The following is a 950-nucleotide window of genomic DNA, read 5'->3' as shown; positions in this document are numbered from 1 at the left end:
AAAGTATATCTATATAGTAGGACACAAAATATCTATTACCAACGCGCTACTTAGCTAGTGGGGGCGACATTCGGCGGTTCCGCCTATTCTCTTTTATAACTAAGAATTTGAGAACNATTTTGTCTCAGATTCTTTTGTTAATGGCAATGGGCAAGCCGGGCGGAATACTTTTTCCCGAGCCAGAGAGCAAAGAGGAGATTGATGACGACGATGCCTGAACCGACCAGTGAAAATAGGAAAAATTCGCTAGTCGAAACCTGCCACAAATGCACGATGTCTGTAATCAAATAACCACTGACAGGAAAACAAAGGATAGAAGTGATGAGAGCAGGGATATACTTACGGAGAAGAATTGATTGTCCAATATGGAGCAAGAGATGGAGTGCAAAGGCCACAAATCCTCCTAACCAAACTAATTCGAGCGCTCTAGATTGAGTAAAATACGCTAATAAAGTGATGGATAAGACAAGGAAAAATTCTTCAAAAACAGCAAGGGCAAATCCCTCTGTTGTAATTCCTTTGTGAATCTTGAGAATAGCTGGAGCCTTTTGAGCCAGCAAGGTTTCGTTGAGATGAATCCAAGGGACAAGACCGATAATTTCTTCCATATCGTGAAAGATAAAGAGTAGAGGGAACATCCAAAGATAAAATGCCATAAATCTCTCCTGAAAAGTTATAGATCGCTAACCAATAAAGCAAAAAACGCCCAGTAAGGCGTTTTGAGCTAGGTATGCTTATTTAACTTCTGTAAACACAACGTGTTTGCGAAGTTTTGGTGAGTATTTCTTCAATTGAAGACGGTCTGGAGTGTTACGTTTGTTTTTAGAAGTAAGGTACAAGCGTTCACCAGATTCTTTGTGTTCAAGTGTGATATTTACGCGCATGGTATCTCCCTTCTATTATTCAGCTGATGCAGCTTTAGCGATCTTACGTCCTTTGTAGTATCCTTT

General features: G+C 40.1%; 2 protein-coding genes. Both read right to left on the bottom strand.

Annotated elements, in window-relative coordinates:
• Positions 1-137 precede the first annotated feature (137 nt).
• On the bottom strand, positions 138-656 hold the full coding sequence (locus D8863_RS10410; protein ID WP_125441856.1) for an HXXEE domain-containing protein: 519 nt from the start codon (positions 654-656) through the stop codon (positions 138-140).
• A 78-nt stretch (positions 657-734) separates the two neighbouring features.
• A complete protein-coding gene (rpmG, locus tag D8863_RS10405) occupies positions 735-884 on the bottom strand; it encodes a 50S ribosomal protein L33 (protein ID WP_001265622.1) in 150 nt (49 codons plus the stop codon).
• Between the last annotated feature and the right edge of the window lie 66 nt (positions 885-950).

Origin of the sequence: Streptococcus oralis (genome assembly GCF_003943825.1) — a bacterium.
Classification (GTDB): Bacteria; Bacillota; Bacilli; order Lactobacillales; family Streptococcaceae; genus Streptococcus; species Streptococcus oralis_CD.
Note: the sequence above shows the minus strand (reverse complement) of the source record. Positions and strands in the feature narration are given on the sequence as shown.